General features: G+C 71.1%; 18 protein-coding genes and 1 pseudogene. 5 read left to right on the top strand and 14 right to left on the bottom strand.

Features of this window, described 5'->3' with window-relative positions:
- Window positions 1–108 precede the first annotated feature (108 nt).
- Window positions 109–252 carry a hypothetical protein gene (locus OG456_RS28910; protein WP_165914448.1) on the top strand — a complete coding sequence of 48 codons (144 nt, stop codon included), beginning with the start codon at window positions 109–111 and terminating at the stop codon, window positions 250–252.
- A 19-nt stretch (window positions 253–271) separates the two neighbouring features.
- On the opposite strand, the gene OG456_RS28905 is transcribed toward OG456_RS28910, so the two are convergent.
- A complete protein-coding gene (locus OG456_RS28905; RefSeq protein ID WP_266566012.1) occupies window positions 272–751 on the bottom strand; it encodes a GNAT family N-acetyltransferase in 480 nt (159 codons plus the stop codon).
- A gap of 179 nt (window positions 752–930) precedes the next feature.
- On the opposite strand from OG456_RS28905, the pseudogene OG456_RS50840 reads away from it, so the two are divergent.
- Together OG456_RS50840 and OG456_RS50835 are read left to right on the top strand one after the other, a co-directional pair.
- Window positions 931–1,490, top strand: a pseudogene (locus OG456_RS50840) (lytic polysaccharide monooxygenase); the annotation flags it as partial.
- Window positions 1,491–1,826: 336 nt separating this feature from the next.
- The gene (locus OG456_RS50835) at window positions 1,827–1,919 is read left to right on the top strand and encodes a hypothetical protein (RefSeq protein WP_353963587.1); all 93 of its coding nucleotides are present in this window, start codon (window positions 1,827–1,829) and stop codon (window positions 1,917–1,919) included.
- Window positions 1,920–1,994: 75 nt separating this feature from the next.
- On the opposite strand, the gene OG456_RS28895 is transcribed toward OG456_RS50835, so the two are convergent.
- Both OG456_RS28895 and OG456_RS28890 read right to left on the bottom strand, forming a co-directional pair.
- Complete coding sequence (locus OG456_RS28895; RefSeq protein WP_266566010.1) at window positions 1,995–2,864, bottom strand: triacylglycerol lipase; 870 nt, start codon at window positions 2,862–2,864, stop codon at window positions 1,995–1,997.
- 172 nt (window positions 2,865–3,036) lie between these two features.
- Window positions 3,037–3,483, bottom strand: a complete 447-nt coding sequence (locus OG456_RS28890; RefSeq protein ID WP_266566008.1) for a MarR family winged helix-turn-helix transcriptional regulator — start codon at window positions 3,481–3,483, stop codon at window positions 3,037–3,039.
- A 106-nt stretch (window positions 3,484–3,589) separates the two neighbouring features.
- Here OG456_RS28890 and OG456_RS28885 point away from each other — a divergent pair, with 106 nt between their 5' ends.
- Complete coding sequence (locus OG456_RS28885; RefSeq protein WP_266566006.1) at window positions 3,590–3,964, top strand: cupin domain-containing protein; 375 nt, start codon at window positions 3,590–3,592, stop codon at window positions 3,962–3,964.
- 4 nt (window positions 3,965–3,968) lie between these two features.
- On the opposite strand, the gene OG456_RS28880 is transcribed toward OG456_RS28885, so the two are convergent.
- Together OG456_RS28880 and OG456_RS28875 are read right to left on the bottom strand one after the other, a co-directional pair.
- Entirely contained in the window at window positions 3,969–4,943 is a 975-nt protein-coding gene (locus OG456_RS28880) for a hypothetical protein (RefSeq protein WP_266566004.1), read from the bottom strand.
- Window positions 4,940–8,440: a DNA polymerase III subunit alpha gene (locus OG456_RS28875; protein ID WP_266566002.1), complete on the bottom strand. Its 3,501-nt coding sequence runs from the start codon at window positions 8,438–8,440 to the stop codon at window positions 4,940–4,942. Before OG456_RS28875 ends, OG456_RS28880 begins: the two co-directional genes overlap by 4 nt.
- A gap of 164 nt (window positions 8,441–8,604) precedes the next feature.
- Between OG456_RS28875 and OG456_RS28870 the strand changes: the two genes are divergently transcribed.
- Window positions 8,605–9,678, top strand: a complete 1,074-nt coding sequence (locus OG456_RS28870; protein ID WP_266566000.1) for a DUF3533 domain-containing protein — start codon at window positions 8,605–8,607, stop codon at window positions 9,676–9,678.
- A 58-nt stretch (window positions 9,679–9,736) separates the two neighbouring features.
- On the opposite strand, the gene OG456_RS28865 is transcribed toward OG456_RS28870, so the two are convergent.
- The 9 genes from OG456_RS28865 to OG456_RS28825 all read right to left on the bottom strand — a co-directional run bounded on the left by OG456_RS28865 (window position 9,737) and on the right by OG456_RS28825 (window position 19,294).
- Complete coding sequence (locus tag OG456_RS28865) at window positions 9,737–10,819, bottom strand: S1 family peptidase (RefSeq protein ID WP_266565998.1); 1,083 nt, start codon at window positions 10,817–10,819, stop codon at window positions 9,737–9,739.
- Window positions 10,820–11,056: 237 nt separating this feature from the next.
- Window positions 11,057–11,890 carry a slipin family protein gene (locus tag OG456_RS28860; RefSeq protein ID WP_266565996.1) on the bottom strand — a complete coding sequence of 278 codons (834 nt, stop codon included), beginning with the start codon at window positions 11,888–11,890 and terminating at the stop codon, window positions 11,057–11,059.
- 218 nt (window positions 11,891–12,108) lie between these two features.
- Window positions 12,109–13,014 carry a S1 family peptidase gene (locus tag OG456_RS28855; RefSeq protein WP_266565994.1) on the bottom strand — a complete coding sequence of 302 codons (906 nt, stop codon included), beginning with the start codon at window positions 13,012–13,014 and terminating at the stop codon, window positions 12,109–12,111.
- A 255-nt stretch (window positions 13,015–13,269) separates the two neighbouring features.
- A complete protein-coding gene (locus OG456_RS28850) occupies window positions 13,270–14,058 on the bottom strand; it encodes a DUF1684 domain-containing protein (RefSeq protein WP_266565992.1) in 789 nt (262 codons plus the stop codon).
- Window positions 14,055–15,413, bottom strand: a complete 1,359-nt coding sequence (locus tag OG456_RS28845; RefSeq protein ID WP_266565991.1) for an NtaA/DmoA family FMN-dependent monooxygenase — start codon at window positions 15,411–15,413, stop codon at window positions 14,055–14,057. Before OG456_RS28845 ends, OG456_RS28850 begins: the two co-directional genes overlap by 4 nt.
- Complete coding sequence (locus OG456_RS28840; RefSeq protein ID WP_266565990.1) at window positions 15,410–16,492, bottom strand: LLM class flavin-dependent oxidoreductase; 1,083 nt, start codon at window positions 16,490–16,492, stop codon at window positions 15,410–15,412. The genes OG456_RS28845 and OG456_RS28840 overlap by 4 nt, the downstream gene beginning before the upstream one ends.
- 46 nt (window positions 16,493–16,538) lie before the next feature.
- Window positions 16,539–17,510, bottom strand: coding sequence for an ABC transporter substrate-binding protein (locus OG456_RS28835; protein ID WP_266565989.1), 972 nt, complete (start codon window positions 17,508–17,510; stop codon window positions 16,539–16,541).
- Window positions 17,511–17,570: 60 nt separating this feature from the next.
- Window positions 17,571–18,401, bottom strand: coding sequence for an amino acid ABC transporter ATP-binding protein (locus OG456_RS28830; protein WP_323136363.1), 831 nt, complete (start codon window positions 18,399–18,401; stop codon window positions 17,571–17,573).
- Window positions 18,398–19,294 (bottom strand): amino acid ABC transporter permease, encoded by an 897-nt coding sequence (locus tag OG456_RS28825; RefSeq protein WP_266565987.1) that lies wholly within the window; start codon window positions 19,292–19,294, stop codon window positions 18,398–18,400. Before OG456_RS28825 ends, OG456_RS28830 begins: the two co-directional genes overlap by 4 nt.
- Window positions 19,295–19,314 lie beyond the last annotated feature (20 nt).

Below are 19,314 nucleotides of genomic sequence, written 5' to 3'. Positions count from 1 at the left end.
CCAGATCGTGACACCTGCCACTGACAATCACGCTTCGATGCGTCACCCTCCGGGGAACACGTCTACAGCGGTACCGCAGTGGAACCGGGGTAGGCACAGGAGGCAGTCATGCGCCGTGTGACCATCAACAAGCCCGTGGCGAAGACCAGCACCACCCGCCGGCAGCAGCAGGAAGACGCCGCCGCCGAGCGCCGCCACGACCGTCCGGAAGTGCGCAAGGACATCCGGCGCACGTGGTGGCCCGACGAGTGAGCGGGCCGGGGCGCACGCGTCACGCGGGCCGGTCGATGGAGAGCCCCTTGCGGTAGTGGATGCGGTCGTAGGGGCCATCGACGCGGCGCTCCACCACCTCGTATCCGTACCGCGGATAGATCTCCTGGTTCTCCCACATCATCGCGTTCGTGTAGAGCCGTACCTCGGGAAGGCCGAGCACGCGCGCGTGCTCGTCGACGAATGCCAGCAGCCGTCGCCCCACGCCCTGTCCATGGGCGTCGGGGTGCACGGCGATGCTGTCGAGGAACAGATGGTCCTCGCGGGGCTCGACGACCACGAGCCCGACGACGGCGGGCGCTCCGCCCCGCTCCCCGTCCACGACGTAGACCCTGCCCGCGGCCACTTCGGCGCCGTGGTCGGCCTCCATGGGCGCGGGCACCACTCCGATGCGGTCGATGTAGTGGTGGTAGGCGGCGTCGGTCACCGTTTTCACGGCGGGTACGTCGGCTGCCACTGCGCGGCGAACTGTGTGAGTCATGGCCGCACAGTACGGGACCTGATCGCAGCCTGAGCACCTCCTTAAACCCACCATAAAGATCGCCATCGCCTGCTCTCAGCAGGCGATTTCGCGGTTTTCAGGGGCTAGCTTTCTCACCGCCGGGGCCGTCGTCGCGGCCCGTCCCCCCACCCCTGAACCGCCGTTGAGGAGTTCCACTCATGACAGTTCGCCGCAAGGCCGCCGCGTTCGCCGTCGCAGGTGCCGTCCCGTTCGCCCTGACCGCGCTGGCCGCCGCGCCCGCGTCGGCGCACGGCTCGATGACGGACCCGGTCAGCCGCGTCTCCGCCTGCTACGCGGAGGGCCCGGAGAGCCCGCAGTCCGCGGCGTGCAAGGCCGCCGTCGCGGCCAGTGGCGCGCAGGCCTTCTACGACTGGAACGCGGTCAACATCGCGAACGCCGCGGGCAAGTCGAAGGAGATCATCCCCGACGGCAAGCTGTGCAGCGCGGGCAACGACAAGTACAAGGGGCTCGATCTTGCGCGCGCCGACTGGCCGTCGAGCCCGATGTCGGCGGGCAGTCACACGTTCCACTACAAGGGAACGGCCCCGCACAAGGGCTCGTTCGAGCTGTACATCACCAAGGACTCATACGACCCGACGAAGCCGCTGAAGTGGTCGGACCTGGAGGCGCAGCCCTTCGTCAGGTCACCGACCCGAAGATGGAGAACGGCGACTACGTCTTCGACGGTGACGTCCCGGCGCGGTCGGGCCGCCACCTCATCTACTCGATCTGGCAGCGCTCCGACTCCCCCGAGGCCTTCTACACCTGCTCCGACGTGGTGTTCGGCAAGGACAGCGGGGCCGGTGCGGCCGCTCCCGCCGCCTCCGCGCCCTCCGACCAGGAGATCGCGGACGGCGCCGGCAAGTCGTCCGTGGAGCACCACCACGGTGCCGCCGGGGGCAGCGCCGAGCCGCAGACCGAGGAGTCCGCGGCGCCGGCCGCCGATGCCTCGTCGGGCGGCAACGGGCCGGAGGCGAAGGGCGGTGCCACGAAGCCTCTCGCCGACGAGAACCTCGCCGAGACCGGCGGCGACAGCACCACCCCGTACATCGCGATGGGCGGCGCCGCGGTCCTGGCGGTCGGTGCCGCGACGATGTTCGCGTCGGTGCGGCGCCGCTCCGTGACGGGCGGGCGCCACAGCCGCTGACGCCCCCAGCCGGGCCGCCGTCCCCCTGCCCACGCCCGGGGACGGCGGCCCTTTTTCTTGCTCACTGCTCCGGGCTCAACTCACCGCCGAGGCGCAGGTGGTGGGGGTGGCGTGGGCCGGGTCGAGGGCGTTCGCGACCTCGTGGAAGGCGACGCGGTCGATGGTGCCGATGGCGACGTGCTCGGACAGGTCGACGGCGCACAGGTCCTGGAGCTTGACGTTGTGGACGTCGGGGCCGCTCAGGAACTGGGTGCCGTACGGGGTGACGACCTCGTCGTACTTGGTCGCGATGACGGTGTAGTGGACGCCGGGGACGGTGTCCCCGCCCTGGTTGAGCTTGGTGATGAACGGGGAGCCCGCCATCTGGTCGGCGAGGCCGGGGGTGGCGAGGGTCAGCAGGTCACCGGCCCCGGGGAAGTACGGCAGGAGATTGGTCAGGCCGTTCAGGGTGGTGCCGTGGTTGTCGGGTGCGACACCGACGAGGGAGTTCACCTTCGCGGCGCCGCCGAGGAACTTGAGGTAGTAGCGGGGCATCATGCCGCCCTGCGAGTGGCCGACGAGGTCGGCCTTGGGGGCGCTGGTGGCGGCGAGCACCTTGTCGACGAACGTGTCGAGCTGGCCCGCCGACTTGTCGATCGGGCCGAGGCCGTTGAACAGCGGGACGCCGGGCAGCTGTCCGTAGTCGAGCGAGAAGACGCAGTAGCCGCGGTTCACCAGGTAGGGGGCGAGGACGAGCCAGTTGTCGACGGAGTTCCCGAAAGTGCCGTGGACGAGGACGACGGGGCGCGGGTGGGCGGCGGACGGCTTGCAGTTGTAGTTGTTCCAGCCGCTGCTGGGGGCGGTGTCGGCGTGAACGGCGGCGGCGGGGACCGCGGTGGCCGCGGCCGTGAGCAGCAGGGCCGCGGTCAGGGATCTGACCGCACGTTTCCAGTTCCGGGGCAGCATCGTGTGATCTCCTTGCGGCTCAAGGGAGTGGCGATGTGGGGTGCGTGCCCTGTGATCCGGATCACGAGGATGCCGTACTGCCAGTAAATTACGCGCCAGTAGTAAAAGAGTGAAGTTACGCGTCAGTAAAAACTCTCCGTGTCGACTGGACGCTCCTGATGCTGACGCGATGTCACCACGTGGGCCTGATGGGCCCGTCGGGCGCGACGGCGGTCAACTGGTCGAGCAGTGCCCGGGCCTTGCGCTCGCCGAGCCGCTCGACCCACGGTCGCACCGCGTCGGCGGCGGACTCCTCCGCGGCGTGCGCGCACGCCCAGCCGCGTTCGGTCATGACGACGAGCCGGGCGCGGGCGTCGTCCGGGTGAGGCCGGCGCTCGGCGTAGCCCTTGCGCACCAGCTCGTCGACGAGCTGGCTCGCGGCCTGCTTGGTGACCCCCAGATGCGCGGCGAGGTCGGTGGCGGTCGCGCCGCCCCGGGAGAGCCGCGTGAACGCGAATCCGTGCGCGGGCCGCACCCCCTCGAAGCCGCGGGCGACGACCCCTTCATGGATGCGTTGCGTCAGCTCGCCGGCGGCGGAGAGCAGGGCGGCGGAGAGGGCCATGGCCTGGGAGTTCTGCACGGAGCCATTCAAACACCCTTGACGATTTGGTCAAGCTGCCTGACTATATAGTCAAGTCACTTGACCACTTAGCCGCCACTCGGTCGGCTGAACCACTGGGAGTCGCATGCCAGTCATCCGCGCATCCGAGGCCGCCGTCCATGAGATGCACGGCGCCCGTTTCGTCTCGTACGCCAAGCCCGCCACCGGCAGCAAGGAGCTGTGCGCCTGGCGGGCCGAGATCCCTGCGGGCACCCCGGGCGTCGCCCACACGGTGTCCCGCGAGGAGATCCTGCACGTGCTCAGCGGCAGCCTGCGCTTCACGGTCGACGGGCGCACGGACACGCTCGCCGCGGGCGACACCGCGATCGTCAATCCGGGCGCGACCCTCACCGTCGAGAACCCGGGCGACCTGCCCGCCACCATGTGGGTCACGACGTCCGTTGGCCTGGAGGCCACACTGGCGGACGGCTCGCGCGTCACGCCGCCCTGGGCTCGGTAGGGGCTCACGCCGCGAGCCGACCGGGCACGATCGCCCCGGGTCCGAACCGCGCCCGGGCCCGGTCGGCCACCGCCTCCAGCGCCCGCGCCTTCTCGTCCGCGGGGTCGAAGGTCAGCTGGCGGGCGGAACCCTCCACCGGGCGGAGCCCCTCCGCCCGCAGACCGAGCGCCCGCACCCTGGCCCGTTGCAGGCCGAGCGCCTCGTACATCCGGTACGCGGCCGTGGACAGCGCGGTCGTGTGCGCGGTGGGCTCGGGGAGCGTACGGCTGCGGGTCGTCGCGGACCGGTCCGCGTAGCGCACGGTGAGGGTCAGCGAGCGGCACACCTGCTTCCCGTCGCGGAGCCGGGCGCCCAGCTCGTCGGCGAGGGAGAGCAGGGCGCGGCGGTGCCGGTACGGGTCGAGTTCGTCGCGCGTGAAGGGGCGTTCGGCGGCGGTGGACCGCGTGGCGGCGTTGGGGGTGACCCGGGTGCGGTCGACGCCACGCGCCTTCTCGTGCAGTTCACGGCCGATGCGGGCGGTGGTGAGCCGTTGCAGGGTGCCTTGCGGGGCGGCGGCCACCCGGTCGAGGGTGTCGAGCCCGTACTCGCACAGGGTGCGGGCGGTGGCGGCGCCGACGCCGGGCAGCGCGGCGACCGGCTGCCCGGCGAGGAACTCCGCCACGGCGCCGGGGTCCCCCGGCACCACCCTGGTCACCCCGGGCGAGGCCGTCCGCGCCGCCATCCGCGCCAGCATCGGGCCGGGGCCCGCGCCGATCACGCACTCCACCCCGTACAGGGCGAGCGCCCGCACCCTGATCACCGCGGCGAGTTCGACGGCGTCCCGCCCGAAGTAGCGCACCGCCCCGCCCAGGTCCACGAGGGCGGCGTCGGGCGGCAGCGCCTCGACCGTCGGGCTGAACTCGCCCAGCAGGGCGATCAGTTGGGGCAGCGCTGCCTCGTGCATGGGCGGCGGCAGGAACCGTACGTACAGAGTCGTCATCCCGCGCTCCCGGGGCTCTGGTGCCACAGTTTGCGCGGTGGCCCGGACTGGCCGTCGCCCGCCGGGCGCAGGTCCGCCCAGGGGTGCATCTCGTATCCGGTGGTCATGCGGATGCGGCGGCCGTCGACCCGGTCGTCCCCGTCGGACGGCGGCTGTTCGGGCGGCTCCGCCAGACGCAGCGCCACCGCGTCCAGGCCGCCTTCCCTGCGGACCTCGGCCAGGTCGGCGAGGTTCCACGCGGCCGCGCCCACCACGCTGAGGCTGCGCGGGCCGCGCCGCTGGACCGTGCCGCGGACGAGGAGCAGCCACGAGTGGAAGACGGTGTGCGCGCACGCGGCGTGCGCGTCGTCGAAGAAGGCCAGGTCGACCAGGCCCGTGCCGTCGTCCAGGGTCGTGAAGATGACGCGCTTGCCGGAGCGGATCGGCGGGGTCTGCGTGGCGACCTTGGCGCCCGCGACCAGTACGACCCTGCCGTGCTCGGCCTCGCGCAGGCGGCGCGCCGTCAGCACTCCCAGCTCCTCGAGGAACTTCTCGTGGTCACCCATGAGATGGCGGGACGCGTCCATGCCGAGGACACCGAGCTCGGCACTGAGCCGCTCGGCGTCGCCGAGGTCGGGCAGGCCGGCCCGCGCGGTCCCGTGGCCGCCGGACAGGGGAAGTTGGGCGCCGCGGGCACCCCGGGACCCGCGCGTCCCCCGGTGCAGTTCCGTCAGGTGCAGTTGCAGGTCACGCCGGTTGGCGCCGAACGCGTCGAGCCCGCCGACCTGGGCGAGCCGCTGCGCGAGCGGCCGGCTGGGCCTCGCCCGCTCCCAGAAGTCCAGCAGCGAGGAGTACGGCTGCCCCTCCTCGATGCGGGCCGCCTCGGCCTCGCTGATGCCGTGCACGTCGGAGAGCGCGAGCCGCACGCCCCACTTCTCCTCTTTGTGACCGCCACTCTTGTGGTCGCCGCCCTCTTTATCAGACACCAGTTCGATACGGTGAGCGACCGCGGACTTGTTCACGTCCAGCGGAAGGACCGGCACCCCGCGCCGCCGCGCGTCCGCGAGGATCAGCCGCTTCGGGTACATCCCGGGGTCGTGCGTGAGCAATCCCGCGTAGAACGCGGCCGGGTGATGGGCCTTCAGCCACGCCGACTGGTAGGTCGGCACCGCGAAGGCGACGGCGTGCGCCTTGCAGAACCCGTACGACCCGAAGGCCTCGACGATCTCCCAGGTGCGGGCGATGGTCTCGGCGTCGTATCCGTGCGCCGCCGCCTGCTGCGCGAACCAGAACCGGATGCGCCCCTGCGAATCGGGGTCGGACAGCCCCCTCCTGACCCGGTCCGCCTCGTCGCGGCCGCATCCCGTCATGATGTTCACGATCTCGATGATCTGCTCGTGGAAGACGACGACCCCGTACGTCTCCTTCAGGGGCCCCTCAAGGTCGCGGTGCGGATAGCGGACCGGGGCGCGCCCGTGCCGCGCCTCGATGAACGGCCGCACCATGTCGGCGGCGACGGGACCCGGGCGGAACAGCGAGATGTCCACCACGAGGTCGTGGAAGGTGGCCGGCTGGAGCCGTCCCACCAGGTCCCGCTGGCCCGGCGACTCGATCTGGAAACAGCCCAGCGTCTCGGTGGACTTGATGAGCCGGTACGTCTCCGGGTCACCGGGCGCCACCGCGTCCAGGTCCACCGTGGAGCCGGTCGCCCGCTCGGTCTCCGCGACCGCGTGTGCCATCGCCGACTGCATCCGCACCCCGAGGACGTCGAGCTTGAGCAGGCCGAGGTCCTCGACGTCCTCCTTGTCGAACTGCGACATGGGGAAGCCCTCGCCGCTGGTCGGCATGACGGGCGTACGGGCGAGCAGCGAGGCGTCCGAGAGCAGCACCCCGCACGGGTGCATGGCGATACCGCGCGGCAGCGCGTCGAGCGCCTCGACCAGCTCCCACATGCGTCCGTACCTGTCCCCGCCCCGCCTGGACTCCCCAGCCAGTTCCCGCAGTTCGGGCAGTTCCTCCAGTGCGGCCCGCGCGTCGCGGGCCCTGATGTGCGGGAAGGACTTGGCGATCCGGTCGATGTCGGCCGGGTCCATGGAGAGGGCGGCGCCCACATCGCGTACGGCATGGCGGACGCGGTACGTCTCCGGCATCGAGACCGTCGCGACGCGCTCGGCGCCGAACCGGCCGATGATCGCCCGGTAGACCTCCAGGCGCCGGGCCGACTCCACGTCGATGTCGATGTCGGGCAGGACGGAGCGGCGCTTGGACAGGAACCGCTCCATGAGGAGGCCGTGTTCGACCGGGTCCGCGTGCGCGATGCCGAGCAGATGGTTGACCAGGGACCCGGCGCCGGAGCCGCGCGCGGCGACCCGGATGCCCATGTCCCGTACGTCGTCGACGACTTGGGACACCGTCAGGAAGTACGTGGCGAAGTCGTGGTGGGCGATGATGTCCAACTCGCGGTGCATCCGCTCCCAGTACTCCCGTTTCCGGTCGTACCCGAGGCGCAGCATCCCGGCCGCCGCCCGCGACGCGAGGACCCGCTGCGCGGTGCGGCGGCCGGCGCCGACGAGCCGCGGTTCGGGGAAGTGCACGGAGCCGATGCCGAGGTCGTCCTCGGGATCGACGCGGCATTCCGCCGCCGCGGCGTTGGTCTGTTCGAGCAGCCGGTACGCGGCGTCGCGGCGGAAGCCCGCCGCCTCCACCACCCGTTCGGCCGTCATCAGCATGGCGTCGGCGTCCTTCAGCCAGCGCTCTCCGCTGTCGAGTTCCTTCCGGGGGTCGACCGGGACGAGGCGGCGCGCGGCGTCGAGGACGTCGGCGACCGGACCGAGGCCCGGGTCGGCGTACCGGACGTCGTTGGTGAGGACGGGGCGGATGCCCTGTTCGGCGGCGAAGCCGACGGTGCGGGCGGCCAGGCGCAGAGATCCGGGGCCCGTGCCCTCACGGCCGTGGTGAACGGCTTCGAGGCGCAGGGCGTCGCCGTAGATCTCGCGCCAGGGGGCGAGGAGGCGCGCGGCCCGGTCGGGGCGGCCCGCGGCGAGCGCGCGGCCGACGTCGGACGCGGGTCCGAGCAGCACGGTCAGGCCGTCGCCGTGGTTGTCCTCCCAGGTCAGCCGGGTCTCGCCGGTGGCGTGGACGGCGGTGACCAGACGGCACAGGGAGGCCCAGCCCCTCGCTCCGTCCCGGGCAAGGAAGGTCACGCGCGGGGTCGACTCGTCGATGAAGGCACCACCGCGCACGGGCTGCCTGCGCCGCTCGGCCGGGGCGTGGCCCGGCGCGGCCGGTCCGGTCGGCGGGGGGCCGCTCACCGCGAGGTCCGTCCCGAACAGCGGCCGCACCCCTGCCTTGACGCAGGCCTTGGCGAACCTGACCGAGCCCGCGAGGGTGTCCCGGTCGGTGAGGGCGAGCGCGTCCATGCTCCGCTCGGAGGCACGCCCGGCCAGCCGCTCCGGGTGCGAGGCCCCGTATCTGAGGGAGAACCCGGAAACGGTGTGCAAATGCGTGAACCCTGGCACACGCACCTCCTGCACACCTCGAACCGACCCGCTCTCGCCTCCCCATCACCACCATAGACCAAGTATCGAACGCATGTGCGACATCCGAGCGAGGTCGCTGCCCCCGGCACCCGTTCAGCCCCACCCCGCCTGCGTACGGACCGGGCTCCCCGGACCGTGAGGGCATGACCCAGACAGCCGACACCCCGCCCGGGCCCCCGCGCGGGTCCTTCCTCGACGAGGTGAAGAGCGCCGTCACACCGCGGGCCGCGCTGCTCGTCATCGGCGTGATCGCCCTCCAGCTGCTCTTCATCGCTTCCTATGTAGGGGCCCTGCACAACCCGAAGCCGAAGGACGTGGCGTTCGGTGTCGCCGCGCCGGTCCCGGCCGTCGCGCAGCAGGCCGTGGACCGGCTGGACCGGCTCCCCGGCAGTCCGCTCGACCCGCGGCCGGTCACCGACGCGGCCGCGGCCCGCGACAAGGTCATGAACAGGGACGTCTACGGGGCCCTGATCATCGACCCCCGGGGCACCACCGACACCCTCCTGGTCGCCTCCGGCGGCGGCACCGTCCTCTCCTCCGCCCTCGACGGGCTCATCACCACACTGGAGGCGGCCCAGCACCGCACGGTGCGGACCGTCGACGTGGCCCCGGCCTCACCTCAGGACTTCGACGGCCTGTCGTCCTTCTATCTGGTCGTCGGCTGGTGCGTCGGCGGCTACCTGTGCGCCTCGGTCCTGGCGATCAGCACGGGCGCCAGGCCCGCCGACCCGCGGCGCGCGGTCATCCGGCTGGTCACGATGGCGCTCGTGTCGATCGTCGGCGGGCTCGGCGGCGCCGTGATCGTCGGACCGATCCTCGGCGCGCTGCCCGGCAGCATCATGGCGCTGTGGGGGCTGGGCGCGCTGATCATCTTCGCCGTCGGCGCCGCGACGCTCGCCCTTCAGGGGCTCTTCGGCATCGTGGGTATCGGCCTGGCGATCCTGCTCGTGGTGGTCGCGGGCAACCCGAGCGCGGGCGGCGCCTTCCCGCTGCCGATGCTGCCGCCCTTCTGGAAGGCGATCGGCCCGGCACTGCCGCCGGGCGCGGGCACCTGGGTGGCCCGCTCCATCGCCTACTTCAAGGGCAACGCGGTCACCTGGCCGCTTCTGGTGCTGGCCGCGTGGGCGGTCGCCGGCATCGTGATCACGATGGCCGCCTCCGTGTTCCGCGGCAGGCGGAAGCCGGGCCCCGGGGCGCCCCGGACACTCAGAACGTGAGGGGCCGGCCCGTCGATGACGGGCCGGCCCCTGTGTCGCTCTGACTCGCTGTTGTACGTCAGCCGATCTCGGCGCCGAACGTGGACAGCGCCTCCGTCACCGGCTGGAAGAAGGTCTCCCCGCCGGAGGCGCAGTCGCCGCTGCCGCCCGAGGTGAGGCCGATCGCGGTGTCGCCCGAGAAGAGCGAGCCGCCGCTGTCGCCGGGCTCGGCGCAGACGTCGGTCTGGATGAGTCCGTTGACGACGTCGCCGTTGCCGTAGTTCACGGTGGCGTCCAGGCCGGTGACGGAGCCGTCGTGGACCTGGGTCGTGGAGCCGCTGCGGGTCACCTTCATGCCGACGGTCGCGTCGCCCGCCTTGGTGATCGGCTGCGTGGAGCCGTTGTAGAGGTCGACCTCGCTCGGGTGCTCGACGCCGGCGGTGTACTTGACCAGGCCGAAGTCGTTGTCCGGGAAGCTGGACTGCTCGTTCTTGCCGATCTCCTGGCCGTTGGAGTCCGACCAGGTCGAGATCGCCTCGGTGCAGTGACCGGCCGTGATGAAGTACGGCTGGCCGCCCTTGACCACGTTGAAGCCGAGGGAGCACCGGCCGCCGCTGCCGGTGATGGCGTCACCGCCCGCGATGAGGGGCTTGAACTCCCCCTTGGTGCGCCGGAGTTCGGCCTTGGAGCCGAGGCCGTCGACGACCTTGCCGAGCTTGTTCCACCCGGTGGTGTCGACCGTGCGGTCGGCGGTGACGACGACCTTGTTGGTGGACGGGTCGACCGCCCACGAGGTGCCGGGGATCGTCGCGTCCTGCTTCAGGGTGGTGCGGGCGCTCCTGAGTTCGGCCAGGGAGTTCTCGACGACTCTGGCCTTGGCTCCGGCCGCCCGCGCGATGTCCGCCGCGTCCTTGTTCAGGACGTTCACGACGAGGTGCTTGGCCTTCGCGTCGTAGTACGTGCCCGCCGAGTCCGCGCCGAGGTCCTTGGTCAGGGACGAGGCGAGATTTCCGGCCTTCGCGATCGACAGGGTCTGCGGGGCCACATCAGGGGTGTCCGTGCTCGCGTTCGCAGTCTGGAAGGTGACTCCCGCGGCGACCAGGGCGGCGATGCCCGCTCCTACCGCGGCGGCACGCCGCTTGGGTATGCGTCGGTGCTTCAACTCTCGTCCTCCTGTGGGGGGTCGGAACCGACCGCTGTGGGGTGAGCCGGTCCCGTAGGTTGACGCGCCCACTATCCCGACGGCCACAGGGGACACACAAGGTCGACTTCAGGACGCGCATGCGACTGACGCTATGCGCTCCCCCGGCCGCGTGCACCCCCGTCATACGCCTGTCGCACCACGTCGGTTCCCACTGCAAACACTCCGCGCAGAGGGGCGATCCGCAAAGGGTGAGGTCTAGTCCTGTCCTGATTCCGATGCCACCGGGCCGGGAATCGGCGGTTGTTCGGCGCCCGGCTGCCGCACCGCGTCCCCCGGGGTCGCCCGCTCCAGGAAGCGCAGGAGCTCCACCGGGAAGGGCAGTACGAGGGTCGAGTTCTTCTCGGCGGCGACGGCCACCACGGTCTGCAGGAGCCTGAGTTGGAGCGCCGCGGGCTGTTCGGACATCTCAGCGGCGGCCTCGGCGAGCTTCCTGGAGGCCTGGAGTTCGGCGTCGGCGTTGATGATCCGGGCGCGCCGCTCACGCTCCGCCTCGGCCTGCCGCGACATCGAGCGCTTCATGGTCTCGGGCAGCGACACGTCCTTGATCTCGACGCGGTCGATCTGCACGCCCCAGCCGACGGCCGGGCTGTCGATCATCAACTCGAGTCCCTGGTTGAGCTGTTCGCGGTTCGAGAGGAGGTCGTCGAGGTCGCTCTTGCCGATGATGGACCGCAGTGACGTCTGAGCCATCTGGGAGACGGCGAACCGGTAGTCCTCCACCTGTACGACGGCCTCGGACGCGTCGATCACCTTGAAGTAGATGACGGCGTCGACCCGCACCGTGACGTTGTCGCGGGTGATGCCGTCCTGCGCGGGCACCGGCATCGTGACGATCTGCATGTTGACCTTACGAAGCCGGTCCACGAACGGCACGATCATCGTGAACCCCGGACCGCGCACATCCGGCCGCAGCCGTCCCAGCCGGAAGACCACTCCCCGTTCGTACTGTTTGACGACGCGCGCCGCCGCCGTCGCGTAGATCACTAGGACGGACGCGCCGGCGGCTCCCGCCAGCAGTTCCTCGACCATGGAGGCCTCCAGGGTTCGGACCCAGGCACTCAGGCAGGCTTTTCGAAGGTGGCCTTCTCGACGGTGACGCTTCTCGAAGGTGACGCCTTCGACGGCTTCTCCTTCGAAGGTAACTCCGCAATGCCCACAAGAGGGAGCCCCCGCACGGCAGTTGCCGTGCGGGGGCTCCCTGCTGCTGGCTGCAGGTCAGGCTGTATCCGTCAGCCGACGGACACGGATCAGTAGACGCTCACTCCGTACGCACTCAGCGCCTCGGTGACCGGCTGGAAGAAGGTCGTCCCGCCGGAGGTGCAGTTGCCGCTGCCGCCGGAGGTCAGGCCGTAGGCGGTGGAGCCGCCGTAGAGCGGGCCGCCGGAGTCGCCGGGCTCGGCGCAGACCGTGGTCTGGATGAGGCCCGAGACGATGTCGCCGCCGCCGTAGTTCACCGTGGCGTTGAGCGCGGTGACGCGACCGCTGTGGATACCGGTGGTCGAGCCGCGACGGGTGACCGTGGTCCCCACGGACGGCGTGGCCGCACCGGTGATGTCCTGGCTGCCGACCGTTCCGGGCGGGGTCCCCGTGGTGCTGTACTTGACGATGCCGTAGTCGTTGCCCGGGAAGCTGGATCCCGCGGTCGACCCGATCGTCGTCGAGTGGGACGAGTTCGACCACCAGGTGCCGGCGCCGTCGGTGCAGTGGCCCGCGGTCAGGAAGTAGTAGGTGCTGCCCGAGCGGACGTTGAAGCCGAGCGAGCAGCGCCAGCTACTCGCATAGATGGCGTCGCCGCCGGAGACCAGCTTCTTGAACGTGCCGGGGGTGCGCTCGATCTTCAGGGCGCCCGCGTTGCTGCCGGCCGCCTTCTGGATCCTGGCGATCTCGGCCTGGGAGACCGTGCTGTCGGCGGTGACGACGACCTGCTTGGTCTTCTGGTCGACCGCCCAGGCGGTGCCGGGTACATCGGACTTCAGGACGGACGTGCCGGCCTGGGTGAGCTGGGTCGCGCTGAAGGTGTGCGCGACGGGCGCGTCCGACGCGCTGGCCGTGGGGACGGCGAGTGCGCCGATGGCGACGAGTCCGGAGGCCACGGAGATCATCCGGGCGCGTCTCGCTATGCCACTGCGGGGGGTGGTGCGCTTGATCCTCACTGGTCGTTCCTCCCGAGGGAAGTCGGGGGCCCGCGTGGGGTCGGGGCCCGTGAGGCGCAGTCAGCGGCCCGTAGTTCGGATTCCGGATTCCGGAATGTTCCGAAGATGCGGTGCCCCTGACAAGCGCTGCTCGGGAGTATTCGGCGTTTCAACTGACTGGCACAAGGGCGCCTTTCGGCCGTCCGGCCGGTACACGGCCACATGCCCCGACGGCTGCTGCGGTGGTTCGCAGGCCGCCGGGGCTCGGCTCCCCTGTCAGACGGAGGTACGCGCGACGAGGTTCCGTTCGCCGGCCTCGATCTTGACCGGCAGGGTGTTGCCGGGCGGCGGGAAGGGGCAGACGAAGTGGTCCGCGAAGGCGCAGGGCGGCAGCACCGCGCGGTTGAAGTCCACGCCCGTACGGCCTTCGGCGTCGGGCGCGGCGGGCCGCAGGAAGCGGAATCGGAAGGTCCCGTCGCCGCTGGTGGCGTCGGCGAACACGGCCCAGAGCGAGCCGTCCGCCTGCACGGCGACCTGGAGGGTGAGGTCCTGTCCTTCGAGGGCGAAGGCCAGTTCGCCGCCGAGGTCGAGGCCGCGCTCCTTGCCGTCGGCGTTCTCGACGCGGACCGTGCGGCTGGTCTCGTACGGCGTGAAGCGTCCCTCGACCGTCCAGCGGGGGTCGTGGGCGGTGGCCTCGATGCCGCGGAAGGCGCGCCGCGGCCCCGACTGTGGGTCGAAGTCGCGTACGGCCCACAGGCCTTCGCGCACGATCGCGACGAGGCGGCGCTCGCCGAGGCCGACCTGCGCGTCGGCCGTGAGCCGCACCTCGCCGGTGAGCGACTGTCCGTCGCGGGTGAGTCCGCCCTCGGGTGCGGCGGTCAGGACGACCTGGTCGCCGTCGGCCCGCCACTGCCCGGGAATGGCCGGAAGTTTGCCTTCCGGATAGTCGTCGAGCCAGTAGGTGCCGGTGAGGGCGAGCGGTCCGTAGGGCTCGGAGACGGACGCGGTCCGCTGCTCGTGCCACTGCTGCCAGGCGCCGGCTGCGCCGGTCGCGTCGTCGGTCATGCGGTCAGGCCTTCCTCGCGTGCGGGGGGTACGGGTTCTTTCAGCCCCAGGTGGGAGCGCAGCGTCGTACCGGTGTATTCCGTGCGGTACGCCCCGCGTTCCTGGAGCAGGGGCACCACCTGGTCGACGAATTCGTCCAGGCCGCTCGGGGTCAGGTGCGGTACGAGGATGAAGCCGTCGGCCGCGTCGCTCTGCACGAACTCGTCGAGCTCGGCGGCGACGGCCTGCGGGGTGCCGATGAACGACTGGCGTGTGGTGGTCTCGATGACGGTCTGCCGGATGGACAGGCCCTTGGCGCGCGACAGGGCCCGCCACTGCTCGGCGACGGCACGGGGGTCGCCCCGCTTGGTGCGGCCCTGCGAGAGCCCGGAGTCGACGACCGGATCGATGTCCGGCAGCGGCCCGTCGGGGTCGTACGAGGAGAGGTCGACGCCCCAGATCTGCTCCAGGGTGAGGAGCGCGTTCTGCGGGGACACCTGCTGGCGCCGGATCCCGGCGGCCCTCTCCTGTGCCTCCGCGGCGGTGTCGCCGAGGACGACGGTGACACCCGGCATGATCTTCAGGTCCCCGGCGGTGCGCCCGTACTTCGCGAGCCGGCCCTTCACATCGGCGTAGAACGCGCGGCCCGCCTCCGGCGTGCCGTGCCGCGTGAAGATCACGTCGGCCGCCGACGCCGCGAACTCGCGCCCCTCGGGTGAATCCCCGGCCTGGATGACGACCGGGTGCCCCTGCGGGGAGCGCGGCAGGGTGAACTCGCCCTCGATGTCGAAGTGTTGACCGGTGTGCGCGAAGGGCCGCGGCTGTCCTTCGGGCGTCCAGGAGTCCCACAGTTCGCGGGCCGTGGCGACGAACTCGGCGGCGCGCGTGTACCGGTCGGCCCGGTCGAGGTAGCCGCCGCGGCGGAAGTTCTCGCCGGTGAAGGCGTCGGAGGAGGTGACGACGTTCCAGGCGGCGCGGCCCCCGCTGAGATGGTCGAGCGTGGCGAACCTGCGGGCGGTCTCGTAGGGCTCGTTGAACGTCGCGTTGACGGTCGCGGCGAGGCCGAGGCGCTCGGTGACGGCCGCGAGGGCGTTCAGGACGGTGAGGGACTCCGGCCGCCCGACGACGTCGAGGTCGTGGACGCGCCCCTTGTGCTCGCGCAGCCGCAGCCCTTCCGCGAGGAAGAAGAAGTCGAACAGGCCGCGCTCGGCGGTGCGGGCGAGGTGCTCGAACGACGCGAAGTCGATCTGGGAACGGGAGCGCGGATCGGTCCAGACGGTGGTGTTGTTGACCCCCGGGAAGTGCGCGGCCAGGTGGATGTGTTTGTTGAGCTGCCTCCGGCCGCGGGGCTTGGGCTGCTTGGCAGTTGAGGTCATGAAAGGTCCCCCGCGAGCGCGGCGTACTGGTTGGCGGGCCGGGCGAGCCCCAGATGCTCCCTGAAGGTGCTGCCCGGATAGAACGTGCGGAACAGACCGCGGTGCTGGAGCAGCGGCACCGTGCCGTTGACGAGCCGCTCCAGGTCACGGCGCGGCACGACCGGCGTGAGGTGGAAGCCGTCCACGGCGCCGGCGCGGTGCCAGGCGGTGACGAGGTCGGCGAGGTCGACCGGGCCGCCCCGGTAGAGCGGGCCGAGGTCGCTCGGCAGCGGCCCTCCCCCGCCGTGACCGGGTACGGCCGCGTGCTCCCCGCCGCCGAGGTCGATGCGCAGCGCGGCCAGGACGCGCAGGGCGTCGGGATCGCGGCCGTACTCGGCGGCGCGGCGGCGCAGTCCGGCGCGGACGGCGGCGGCCTGCGCCGGGCCCGCCGCGTTCACCAGGGCGACGTCGGCGTGGCGGGCGGCGACGTCGTACGCGTGCTGCTGCGTGGTGTCGACGACCGTGACGGGGTGGCCCTGCGGCGGCCGCGGCACGATGGAGGGGCCGCGTACGGAGAACGTGGCGCCCTGGAAGTCGACGTAGTGCAGCTTCTCCCGGTCGATGAAACGTCCGGTCGCCACGTCACGGATCTCCGCGTCGTCCTCCCAGCTGTCCCACAACCGGGTTGCCACGTCGGCGACTTCACCGGCCTCGCCCCACAGCTCCGCGGCGGGCGCGGCGGCCCTGCGGCCGAAGAGGCGGGCTTCCTCCTCGGTGGCGGACACCTCGGGCCGCCAGCCGGCGCGGCCCCGGCTCACCCAGTCGAGGGTGGCGACGGCGGCCTGCACATGGAAGGGCTCGGTGTGCGTGGTGGTGACGGTGGGGACGAGGCCGATGCGGGCGGTGGCCGGAGCGACCCGGGACAGCACGGCGAGGGCGTCGGGCCCGGGTCGGCCGAAGGAGTCCCCGAGGGTGACGAAGTCCAGGGCGCCGCGTTCCGCGAGGCGCGTGAGCGTGAGATACGGATCGGCTTCGTAGGTGTCGGGCTGGTCGACGGCCGCCGCGAGATGCAGCAGGCCACGCCCGGTTGACGCAGTCATGAGCAGGTCCTTGGACGAGGAACGGAAGAACGGGGCAGCGGGCGGGCTACGGCTTGGGCAGGCCGGGCGGGTTGATCTCCGACTTCTCGACCGCCTCGGTCGACAGACCCCAGCGCTTCAGGACGCGCCCGTACGACCCGTCCTTGATCACGTGGTCGAGGGCGGCGGCGTACGCGTCGACGAGTCCGCTGTCCTTCTTCGTCGTGGCGGCGATCTTGCCCTGGATCCGGTCGCCGGCGCCGGAGAGCGTGCCGATGATCTGCGACTGGCCGGCGGACTCGACGTGGTAGGCGGCGCTGGGGCTCGGGCCGAGGTAGGCGTCGATACGGCCGGACTGGAGAGCCAGGTAGTAGTCGGTGTCCTTCTGGAAGTACTTGATGCTGACCGGCTTCAGGCCCGCCTTCTCGTCCTGCTTGCTCCAGTCGACGAGGATCTTCTCCTGGTTGGTGCCGGAGGAGACGGCGATGGTCTTCCCGGCCACGTCCTTGGGCTCCTTGACCCGCCAGCTCGTGCCCTTCTTCGCCTCGAACGCGATGTTGTCGAGCCGGTAGGTCGCGAAGTCGTACTTCTCCTTGCGCTCCTCCGTGACGGTGACGTTCGAGAAGACGGCGTCGAACTTGCCGCTGTCGAGGCCGACGAAGAGGTTCTCCCAGGACACCGGGGAGAACTCGATCTTCAGGCCGAGCGTGTCGGCGACGAGAGTCGCGAGGTCGATCTCGGAACCGATGCGGGTCTTGTCGTCGGTGGCGTAGAAGCCGAGTGGCGGCGAGGCGTCGGCGCTGCCGCCGAGCCTGAGCGTGCCGCGCTCGCGCACGGCGGCCGGCAGCTTGGCCGCGATCGCGTCGACCTTCTTGGCGTGGATGCGGTGCTGGTCGGGCCCGATGTTGATGCCGCCCACCTTCTCGGAGCCGCCCTTGCCGGTGCCGGTCGCGGCGTCGCTGTCACCTCCGCAGGCGGTGAGCAGGGGCGCGGCCACGAGCGCGGCGACGGACAGGGCGAGGGTGCGGCGGGACAGCATGAGAGAACTCCTGGGTGAGCAAGGTGAGTTGGAAGGAAGGGCCGAAAGGGGGCGCGAGGGTCAGAGGACCTTGGAGAGGAACGCCTTCGTGCGGTCGTGGCGCGGTGCGTCCAGTACGTCACCGGGGGCGCCCTGTTCGACGATGCGGCCCTCGTCCATGAAGACGACGGTGTCGGCGACCTCACGGGCGAAGCCGATCTCGTGGGTGACGACGATCATCGTGGTGCCCTGGAGCGCCAGGTCCTTGATGACGTCGAGGACCTCGCCGACGAGCTCGGGGTCGAGCGCCGACGTCGGCTCGTCGAAGAGCAGCAGCTTCGGTTCGAGGGCCAGCGCGCGGGCGATGGCGACGCGTTGCTGCTGCCCGCCGGAGAGCTGCTTCGGGTAGGCGCCGGCCTTGTCGGCGAGCCCGACGCGGTCGAGCAGCCTGCGCGCGCGGTCGAGCGCGTCCTTGCGGGGGCGCTTGAGGGCGGAGACCGGGGCTTCGGCGATGTTCTCCAGGACGGTGAGATGCGGGAACAGGTTGAAGTTCTGGAAGACGAAGCCGATCTGAGTGCGCTGCTTGAGCACCTCGCGCTCGCTCAGCTCGTACAGCTTGCCCGCCCGTCCCCCACCACCGCCCTTGCCGGAGGCCCTTCGGGCCGTAGCCCTGTTGTCGCGCCGGTAGCCGACGAGGGAGCCGTCGACGCTGATCCAGCCGCTGTCGACCTTCTCCAGGTGGTTGATGGTGCGCAGGAGCGTGGACTTGCCGGAGCCCGACGGGCCCAGGACGACGGTGACCTCGCCGGTGCGCACCTCCAGGTCGATGCCGCGCAGCACTTCCAGGGTGCCGAAGCTCTTGTGTACGGCCTTGATGTCGACCATGGTCCGGCCGGCGTCCGCGTCGCTCATCGGGTGGTTCCCTTCGAGAAGTGTCGTTCTACGTAGTGCTGGAGGACGGAGAGCGCGCTGGTCAGGAGCACGTACCAGACGGTGGCGACCATCAGGAGCGGGACCACGCGCCCGTTGCGGCCGTAGATGACCTGGACCTGGTAGAAGAGCTCGCCGATCGCCATGACGGAGACGATCGAGGTGCCCTTGAAGAGGGAGATCACCTCGTTGGCCGCGTTGGGCAGGATCGAGCGCATGGCCTGCGGCAGGACGATGCGGCGGATCTGCCGCAGCCGGGGGATGCCGAGCGCGGCCGCGGCCTCCAACTGGCCGCTGTCGACGGCCAGTACGCCGCCGCGCACGATCTCGGCGGCGTACGCGGCCTGGTGGAGCGCGAGCCCGAGGACGGCGGCGCTCATCGCGCCGACCAGGCCCATCGTGTCGAAGGAGAAGAAGCCGGGCCCGAAGGGGATGCCGAACTTCAACTCCTTGTACAGATACGCCAGGTTGAACCAGAAGAGCAGCTGGACGATCAGCGGGATCGATCGGAACGCCCAGATGTAGCCGAAGGCGACGGCCTGGAGGAACCGGCTGGCGGACAGGCGCATGAAGGCCAGGACGATGCCGAGCGCGAACCCGAGCGCCGTTCCGTAGAACGTCAGCTGAAGGGTGACCCACACCGCCTTGAGGACCACGTCGGCGGTGAAGTATTCGGCGAACACCCCCCATTCCCAGCCGCTGTTGGTGATGAATCCGTGCGCGAACTGGGCGAGCAGCACGACGGTCGCGACGATGGCGGCCCAGCGCCAGGGGTGACGGACGGGCACCACTTTCAGCGCGGCGTGGTCGTCGGCGCCGTCGGCGGTCGTGGCCGGTGTCGTTGTGTCGATGGGTGGATCACTGGTCAGGGACATGGCGGTTCCTCTGGAACAGG

Origin of the sequence: Streptomyces sp. NBC_01446 (assembly GCF_026340095.1) — a bacterium.
Classification (GTDB): Bacteria; Actinomycetota; Actinomycetes; order Streptomycetales; family Streptomycetaceae; genus Streptomyces; species Streptomyces aureus.
The sequence above is the reverse complement of the archived record's forward strand: the minus strand, read 5'-3'. Positions and strand labels throughout refer to the sequence as shown.

What these genes read in the sequence shown, in the direction of transcription:
- OG456_RS28910 (WP_165914448.1), top strand. Translation starts at nt 109, where the DNA reads ATGCGCCGTGTGACCATCAACAAGCCCGTGGCGAAGACCAGCACCACC.
- OG456_RS28905 (WP_266566012.1), bottom strand. Translation starts at nt 751, where the DNA reads ATGACTCACACAGTTCGCCGCGCAGTGGCAGCCGACGTACCCGCCGTG.
- OG456_RS50835 (WP_353963587.1), top strand. Translation starts at nt 1,827, where the DNA reads ATGGGCGGCGCCGCGGTCCTGGCGGTCGGTGCCGCGACGATGTTCGCG.
- OG456_RS28895 (WP_266566010.1), bottom strand. Translation starts at nt 2,864, where the DNA reads ATGCTGCCCCGGAACTGGAAACGTGCGGTCAGATCCCTGACCGCGGCC.
- OG456_RS28885 (WP_266566006.1), top strand. Translation starts at nt 3,590, where the DNA reads ATGCCAGTCATCCGCGCATCCGAGGCCGCCGTCCATGAGATGCACGGC.
- OG456_RS28880 (WP_266566004.1), bottom strand. Translation starts at nt 4,943, where the DNA reads ATGACGACTCTGTACGTACGGTTCCTGCCGCCGCCCATGCACGAGGCA.
- OG456_RS28870 (WP_266566000.1), top strand. Translation starts at nt 8,605, where the DNA reads ATGACCCAGACAGCCGACACCCCGCCCGGGCCCCCGCGCGGGTCCTTC.
- OG456_RS28860 (WP_266565996.1), bottom strand. Translation starts at nt 11,890, where the DNA reads ATGGTCGAGGAACTGCTGGCGGGAGCCGCCGGCGCGTCCGTCCTAGTG.
- OG456_RS28850 (WP_266565992.1), bottom strand. Translation starts at nt 14,058, where the DNA reads ATGACCGACGACGCGACCGGCGCAGCCGGCGCCTGGCAGCAGTGGCAC.
- OG456_RS28845 (WP_266565991.1), bottom strand. Translation starts at nt 15,413, where the DNA reads ATGACCTCAACTGCCAAGCAGCCCAAGCCCCGCGGCCGGAGGCAGCTC.
- OG456_RS28840 (WP_266565990.1), bottom strand. Translation starts at nt 16,492, where the DNA reads ATGACTGCGTCAACCGGGCGTGGCCTGCTGCATCTCGCGGCGGCCGTC.
- OG456_RS28835 (WP_266565989.1), bottom strand. Translation starts at nt 17,510, where the DNA reads ATGCTGTCCCGCCGCACCCTCGCCCTGTCCGTCGCCGCGCTCGTGGCC.
- OG456_RS28830 (WP_323136363.1), bottom strand. Translation starts at nt 18,401, where the DNA reads ATGAGCGACGCGGACGCCGGCCGGACCATGGTCGACATCAAGGCCGTA.
- OG456_RS28825 (WP_266565987.1), bottom strand. Translation starts at nt 19,294, where the DNA reads ATGTCCCTGACCAGTGATCCACCCATCGACACAACGACACCGGCCACG.